This is a genomic window from Psychrobacillus soli (genome assembly GCF_006861775.1).
Classification (GTDB): domain Bacteria; phylum Bacillota; class Bacilli; order Bacillales_A; family Planococcaceae; genus Psychrobacillus; species Psychrobacillus soli.
In genome coordinates, this window is sequence record NZ_VDGG01000054.1 from 1 (window position 1) to 7,031 (window position 7,031).

The 7,031-nt window shown below is 38.5% G+C and carries 8 protein-coding genes; 2 read left to right on the plus strand and 6 right to left on the minus strand.

Translation table 11 applies throughout. The features are described from left to right. Nucleotides 1-205, plus strand: a 205-nt coding sequence (locus FG383_RS21170; protein ID WP_221887539.1) for a hypothetical protein, incomplete at its 5' end; no start/stop codon positions are given. A gap of 112 nt (nucleotides 206-317) precedes the next feature. On the opposite strand, the gene FG383_RS17980 is transcribed toward FG383_RS21170, so the two are convergent. The 3 genes from FG383_RS17980 to mntR all read right to left on the minus strand — a co-directional run bounded on the left by FG383_RS17980 (nucleotide 318) and on the right by mntR (nucleotide 2,650). Beyond that, nucleotides 318-1,235: a DUF1002 domain-containing protein gene (locus FG383_RS17980; RefSeq protein WP_142608784.1), complete on the minus strand. Its 918-nt coding sequence runs from the start codon at nucleotides 1,233-1,235 to the stop codon at nucleotides 318-320. Between the two features lie 94 nt (nucleotides 1,236-1,329). Continuing rightward, entirely contained in the window at nucleotides 1,330-2,190 is an 861-nt protein-coding gene (locus tag FG383_RS17985; RefSeq protein WP_142608785.1) for a CvfB family protein, read from the minus strand. A gap of 40 nt (nucleotides 2,191-2,230) precedes the next feature. Further along, entirely contained in the window at nucleotides 2,231-2,650 is a 420-nt protein-coding gene (gene mntR / locus FG383_RS17990; protein ID WP_142608786.1) for a transcriptional regulator MntR, read from the minus strand. A gap of 216 nt (nucleotides 2,651-2,866) precedes the next feature. Between mntR and FG383_RS17995 the strand changes: the two genes are divergently transcribed. Next, complete coding sequence (locus FG383_RS17995) at nucleotides 2,867-3,022, plus strand: lmo0937 family membrane protein (protein ID WP_142608787.1); 156 nt, start codon at nucleotides 2,867-2,869, stop codon at nucleotides 3,020-3,022. A gap of 40 nt (nucleotides 3,023-3,062) precedes the next feature. On the opposite strand, the gene FG383_RS18000 is transcribed toward FG383_RS17995, so the two are convergent. Genes FG383_RS18000 through FG383_RS18010 form a run of 3 tightly spaced genes read right to left on the minus strand, consistent with a single transcriptional unit; the run spans nucleotide 3,063 to nucleotide 6,647 of the window. Further along, nucleotides 3,063-4,172: a GNAT family N-acetyltransferase gene (locus tag FG383_RS18000; protein WP_142608788.1), complete on the minus strand. Its 1,110-nt coding sequence runs from the start codon at nucleotides 4,170-4,172 to the stop codon at nucleotides 3,063-3,065. 20 nt (nucleotides 4,173-4,192) lie between these two features. Further along, nucleotides 4,193-6,289 carry a heavy metal translocating P-type ATPase gene (locus FG383_RS18005; protein ID WP_281285359.1) on the minus strand — a complete coding sequence of 699 codons (2,097 nt, stop codon included), beginning with the start codon at nucleotides 6,287-6,289 and terminating at the stop codon, nucleotides 4,193-4,195. Beyond that, nucleotides 6,273-6,647, minus strand: coding sequence for an ArsR/SmtB family transcription factor (locus FG383_RS18010; RefSeq protein WP_142608789.1), 375 nt, complete (start codon nucleotides 6,645-6,647; stop codon nucleotides 6,273-6,275). The genes FG383_RS18005 and FG383_RS18010 overlap by 17 nt, the downstream gene beginning before the upstream one ends. Nucleotides 6,648-7,031: the final 384 nt, after the last annotated feature.

The following is a 7,031-nucleotide window of genomic DNA, read 5'->3' on the forward strand; positions in this document are numbered from 1 at the left end:
CAACAGGATGTTGGTCACGAAGGCGTTGCCACACGATGTGGCGTTTTTAGCCTTTGTTCCTCTGTGTGAGCAAAATGAGACTTCTCAGGCGGACGCGCGCAGGCGCGGCGGTGAAGGCTCATCGCTCACCCCACGAAAAGCGTCCGCCCAGCAGCGTAAATCCCAGCGGACACTCATTCAACGCACTACCGCGCAACCTCCCTAAACAGAGGCGGATCTTATGAGCTGAGAGAAAACTATACAATTACAGAAACTTTTTAATTTCCTCAAACAAAAAACATCCCAATTATCTCTTATTGATAATTAGGATGTGCTGTTTAGTTAAAAATAGAACGAATAGAATCAATTAAATTATTAAAGAATTCTTTAACACTTGCCCAAAAACCTTCGTTATCTACAAGATTACCGACTTTTTCTTCAATTGTTTTACTTAAATCATTTAACTGATCGGACCATTTACTAAAATCGATATCTAGTTGACGAATACGATCCATAATATCGATTAATAATTGACGATCTTTTTCAGAAAGCTCAATTTTCAAGTTTGCGAGCTGCTCCGATACAATTTTTTCTACCTCTTCACGAGAAACAGGATTTTGTTCTGCAATTTGTTTTTTTATTTCTGTTAACAATTCACTTACTTTTGCTTCATCAATACCTGCTTCTTTTGAAAGTATGGTCGCTACGGATAGCTCATCACTTGCTACATCTGTACGTTCCGTATCAAGCTTTCCACCTGTTACTTCATACGCTTTGTAAATACCGACTAATGCCGAATGACCAGTAACTGGTTTAGGTGCTGCAATTTCAACGACTGCATCTTGAATGCCAGCTGTTAGCATTGCATTGGCATACATTTCCGATGTTACTTCTGTAATATTATTTGGTGTAACGATGTTAATAACAAGCCCTTTTCCCGCATCTTTTCTTGTAATCTTCGCAGAAGAAAACATTCTAGCAGATGCATCTCCGTCTTTTAAATAGGTCACTAAATCTTGCCCTGTTACTTCAATCTCTTGAACGTCAGAGCTATCTGTAATTTTTAAGCTTTCTTTTACACTATTCTTTTGGTCTTCTGTTAGATTGCCACCGTAAACAACGATTGGTGCACCAAATTTCTCATTTACTACCTCTTCTGTTGTCGATCCATCTGAGTCTGCTAGTGCAATAGACGGAGCAATAAACACGCCTAGTACTAGTATAATAGCCATTATTGTTTGCAAAAAATTTTTCATTTTATCAAACTCCTTTCCAGTTGGCTCTCCCATTAGTACGTAAAAAGGAGTAAAAAGTTCCGAATGAATCGATTCTTTTTACCCCTTTGTTACTCTACTCTTTTAATTGTGTCCAACCATCACTTTGTACGATTTTTCCTTCTTTCATAAGTTTACCAAGTGCACGTTTAAATGCTGCTTTGCTCATCGTGAACATTTCTTGGATTTCCTCTGGTGCTGATTTGTCTGTGAATGGCATTTTTCCACCGACATCAGTTAAATAACGGAAAATTGACTCTGCATCGTCGCCTATGCGCTCGTGTCTTCGTGGAAGTAGTGATCCGTTTAAGGAGCCATCTTCTTTTGTATCAATAATTCGAACCGTTAGATCTTGTCCCAGTCTTGGTTCTTCTACACGCTCTGATTGATGCACGAAGATTCGATAGTTCTCTGGTACACTAAGTAAAAACGTCCCAATAGGAAGTAATCGATAGGCTCTTGCTTGAATATTTTGGTTGAATAATGTAGTTGGGGCATCTATATATAGCTCTTCTACTCGATCCTCTGTTGCCAAACGTCCGAATAGCTCCCCGTCTTTATCTGTTCGAAGGGTCATATAGAGATGGTCTCCATTTACTGGCCAAAGTTCTTTGATCTTCGGTAAATCCTCTGCTTTTACTTGGACCTCTTTGGAAGTGCCGATATCTACAAAAGCGCCTTCTTTTTCAGAAACTTTAATCACTCTTGCCCATCCATATGTTCCTTTTTGTATAGCAGGAAGCTCAGTCGTTGCGGATAGGTTACCTCTTCTGTCTACAAATAAAAATACCTCAATCGTATCATCTACTTGTAAACTTTCTGGCGCTTCTGATGCGTTTAAGGGAATTTCCATCGCATTATGTTGAAGAATCCATTTTGATCCTTCTTGTAATTTTACTTGTAATTTTACAATTTCTCCTGATGCTAGTTCTGTCAAATGTATCGCTCTCCTTATAACCAACTAAATGGATTTGTTCTTAGTCTTTTGTTTCTTCTTTTAATGCAAGAAGTCTCGATTGCAACTCTGGATTTTCTTCCAAAAATAAAACTAAATCGGCAATTCGATCAATCGAATTCCAACTCAAATGATGTTCGATACCTTCTACATCGCCATAAATATTTTCTTCTTCTACTCCGATTAATCGCAAGAAGTCTTCTAGTAAGTCATGTCGCTTCACTAGTTTTTTTCCAAGTTTCATTCCTTTTGTTGTAAGGGTTAAGCCACGATATTTTTCGTATATTAAGAAACCATCTTTATCTAGTTTTTGTACCATTTTTGTTACAGAAGATGGTAATACCGATAATGCTTCTGCTATGTCAGACACACGAGCATATCCTTTCTGCTCGATTAATATATAAATTTGTTCTATATGGTCTTCCATGCTTGGTGTTGGCATCTTACATCTTCCTTTCATCACTTCTTTGTCTATTTTACTACATACTGCGCCCCTTCACAATTCTAGACATTTTTTCCTACTGTTGCTTGCCAGATTCAAAAAATAGTACAACTAATGGTCATTAGAATTATTTACCATATACATGAAATGTTTAATACTCCACCTTAAAGGGTAAATTTTTAATAACAACATGTATCAACGGAAAGGATGTTCTATATGGGTAAAATATTATGGACCATTATCGTCATACTAATCGTATTTTGGCTTTTAGGTTTAGTATTAAAAATAGGTGGGGGACTTATCCACGCACTATTAATTATTGCCGGTATTATTTTCGTCATTCAGCTTGTAACGGGAAGACGATCACTTTAGAAAAAGGTGTTGCCAATTGGCAACACCTTTTTTGTATAACTTATCCTTTTGTTTTAGCGTAAATGCAAGTATCCCTTAACTTTTTACCATCAGAAGATAAAGAATCATAGTGAAGGGTTCCTTCTAACGTGTACGCTAATCTTTCAGCGACGGAGCGACTTCGTACATTTTCACTATCGCAACGAATTTCTACCCGATTTGCATCTAACTCTTCAAACGCAAATTGAGTAATACGTTCGACCGCCTCTGTCATTAGCCCTTTTCCTTCAAACTTACTATCGATCCAGTAGCCAATTTCAAATTTACGTACTGTCCAATCAATTCGGTGTAAGCCAGAGGAACCTACAAATTCACCTGTCTCTTTTAAGAACAAATGCAATCTCAAATCTTTTCGTGTGATAAAATCAGCAACCGCTTGTCGCAAATTAGTAGTAGTCTGTTCTAACGTTTGCTTCGTTTGCGCCCAGGGCATCCATTCTTTTAATGCATCATGCGAGCTTATAATCGCTTTCCACGCTACTTCTGCATCCTCCACTTTTGGTGCTCGAATGATTAAGCGTTCCGTTTGTAGTTCTTCCGAAAAAGAATAGTCTTCCTTTTTACTTACTTCTGGATGGGAATCATCATCCCATTTTACTGGAGTCGCCGTTCCTTTTAAAAAGTCTTCCCTCGTCATCCCATATGTAACTGCATCATAATAAGATTCTTCTTTTGGAGAAAACCATGCTTGACGAAGCTGAGCCTCTTTTACAAAACCAGCTCGTTCAAACGTTTTACGCATTGCAAAATTATCTTGTCTTGTATGACCTTCTAAACGAATTTTTGCCTCTGGTAGTTGAAAAACATATTCTGCAACCATTTTCAATGCTTGAGGACCATATCCTCTACCCCGTGCTTCATCTGCAATTCGCAAATCAAATAAAGGAATCTCGTCTTGCAAATCGTAAATTTTAACGATTCCGACCTGTTCATCGTCTTCATTTTCTACCCAAAACGTTTTTACTTCGTCGGATTGATATCCGCCTTCTTCAATTGTTATTTCAATTAGTTCCCTAGCCGGATGTGCATTTCCATGATACGGCCAAGTATTAGTCGTCATAAAATGGATAAGCTGTTCTTGCTCTTCCATTGTCCATTCTGTAAGCTTCATTTTATTTCCCTCCGAACGTACTATTTATGCACTTTTAATAGTCTCAACGAATTCAATACTACCAATAGTGTTGCACCCATATCTGCGAAAATGGCAATCCATAATGTTAACCACCCTGGAATAATGAGCAAAAGCGCAATAATCTTTAACCCTAAAGCAAACATAATATTTTCTTTAATAATATGCAATGCTTTTCGACTTAATCGTATCGTATATGGAAGTTTTTCTAAGTCATCTGCCATTAATGCAACATCTGCAGTTTCGAGTGCCGCATCCGTTCCAGCACCACCCATCGCAATCCCAACAGATGCTGCGGCAAGTGCTGGTGCATCGTTTACTCCATCCCCAACCATTGCAACTGCTCCGTATTTTTCTTTCAATGCTTTAATAGCTGTTAGTTTTTGTTCTGGCATAAGTCCCGCTTCTACATCTGACATGCCAAGTTTAGCAGCAATTGCATTCGCAGTTCGAGTGTCATCTCCAGTAAGCATGACCGTATGTTTGATCCCTGCGACTTTTAATTGTTCGAGCACTTTGGTGCTTGTTGTACGAATTGGGTCTGCTACTGCAATAAACCCTTTGTATTGTCCATCCTCTGCTGCTAGCATCACTGTATTTCCTTCTGATTGCAATTGTTCTGTCCGCTCAATTACTTTAGTCGGAACAGTGATGATAGAAAGAATCCATGCCACACTACCTACTGACCATTTTTTCCCCTGGACGGTTCCTTCTGCCCCTTTACCGGTAATAGATTGAAAATCATCCACATCTAGGGCATGTATATGCTCTGCTTTGCCGTATTTCACAATTGCTTGGGCAAGGGGATGCTGAGAATAGGCTTCAATCGACATCACTTTTTGTATGAAGTCATTTGGATGTTCAGACTCTACAACTGTTACTTCCGGATATCCTTTCGTTAATGTCCCGGTTTTATCAAAAGCAATTGCTCGAATACGTCCGATTTCTTCTAAGTGTATTCCACCTTTTATAAGTACACCTTGCTTCGCAGCATTCCCGATAGCTGTTACAATTGCAACAGGGGTGGATACTACTAAAGCACATGGACACCCTACCACTAATACCGCAAGTCCTTGATAAATCCATGTTTGCCAGTCACCACCAAATAAAGGCGGGACTATTGCTACTAAAAAAGCAATTGCTATAATTACGGGCGTATAATATTTTGCAAACTTATCTACAAATTTTTGGGAAGGCGCTTTTTCCGCTTGCGCTTCCTCTACTAAATGGATAATCTTCGCAATCGTTGTATCTTCTACTCTTTTCGTTACTTTTACTTCTAAAGAACCTTCTTCGTTTAATGTACCAGCGAACACTTCGTCGCCAGTTGTTTTATAGGCAGGGACTGCTTCTCCTGTAATCGAGGCTTGATTGACTGATGAAGCCCCTTTCAAAACAATCCCATCCATTGCAATCTTTTGTCCTGGTTTTACGATTAACACATCATTTATTTGAATAAATTCCGTATCTACTTCTACTAAATGATCCCCTCGACGAACCGTTGCCGACGGAGGTGCTATATCCATTAATTGACTAATGGATTGACGTGCTTTATTCATCGAGTATGCTTCTAATGCTTCACTAACAGCGAATAAAAACACAACTACTGCGCCCTCACGCCATTCACCAATAATCGCAGCTCCAATAATCGCAATCGTCATAAGCGTTTTCATATCAAAATAAAAGCGTGATAAATTCAACAATCCACTTTTGAACATATCGTATCCACCAACTACAATGGCGATTACAAACAAGCCGATGGCAAGTGGATGCGTTTCCTCATACATAAACGAAGCGATTATTCCAATTACTAAAAAAACGAAGGAGATGGCCGTTACGACATTTTCTTTTCGTTTGAAAAAGGCCGTTTTCTCTTCTTTTCGCTGTTTAATAGGCGCTACTTTAATGCCATCAAATGCCCCAGCCTTTTCAATATCTTGTACGGTCACATTACCAATAACAGCGACTTTGGATGCACCGAAATTCACAATTGCTGCATCCACATTGGGAAGACTTTTAATATTATTTTCAAATTTCATCGCACAGTTGGCGCATGAAAGATTTTCTAAGCGAAACTCTTTTTTAGTTGCTTTCTCCAATCTTCTCACCCTCTTCTATCGCGTGTTCGTACGCAATTTTAACTAACTTGTTCACATGTTGATCCGCTAATGCATAATAAACTAACTTTCCTTTACGATTAGATTTTGCCAGTGATAAATCACGTAAATATCGTAAATGATGCGATGCCGTTGCTGTAGAGGAACCTATTATTTCACTCACGTCACATACACAAAGCTCTTCTTCTATTGTTAGTGCATACGCAATTTTTAAACGTGTCTCATCTGCTAATGCTTTGAAAATCTTCGCAACGTTTGTTATATCAGGAAGTTGCTGTTTTACGGAAAGCACCACATCTTCATGCACTTTTGTTACTTCACACACATCGTTCGTTTGCATCTTCTCACCTCATTCAAATATTCGTTTGATTGTTACCATCATTATATGTTCAAACTATTCCAAAAGCAAGGTCATTCAAATATACATTTGAATGACCTTGCTTTTTGGGGTGAGCAGAAGGTTAATATAAAAATAGGGAGCTTTCCTGATCACGGTCTAGTATGAACAAAATATAGTGGAAAGAGACATTATTTACTGCGAACGAGACAAACTGGTCTAGTAGATGCTAGCTGACAAGTTCTGCTGGCATTAAGGAGTATTGTTCCTATAATATGTCGTAATCATAGTCGTTTCACATCAAGTAAACTTGCTATTTTAAGAATTGGTTGCTTTCATCGGAATTTTGATTGCTCTCACATTGATTTGATTGCTTTCCGAGTAGAA

What these genes read in the sequence shown, in the direction of transcription:
- FG383_RS18010 (WP_142608789.1), bottom strand. Translation starts at nt 6,647, where the DNA reads ATGCAAACGAACGATGTGTGTGAAGTAACAAAAGTGCATGAAGATGTG.
- mntR (WP_142608786.1), bottom strand. Translation starts at nt 2,650, where the DNA reads ATGCCAACACCAAGCATGGAAGACCATATAGAACAAATTTATATATTA.
- FG383_RS18000 (WP_142608788.1), bottom strand. Translation starts at nt 4,172, where the DNA reads ATGAAGCTTACAGAATGGACAATGGAAGAGCAAGAACAGCTTATCCAT.
- FG383_RS17980 (WP_142608784.1), bottom strand. Translation starts at nt 1,235, where the DNA reads ATGAAAAATTTTTTGCAAACAATAATGGCTATTATACTAGTACTAGGC.
- FG383_RS17995 (WP_142608787.1), top strand. Translation starts at nt 2,867, where the DNA reads ATGGGTAAAATATTATGGACCATTATCGTCATACTAATCGTATTTTGG.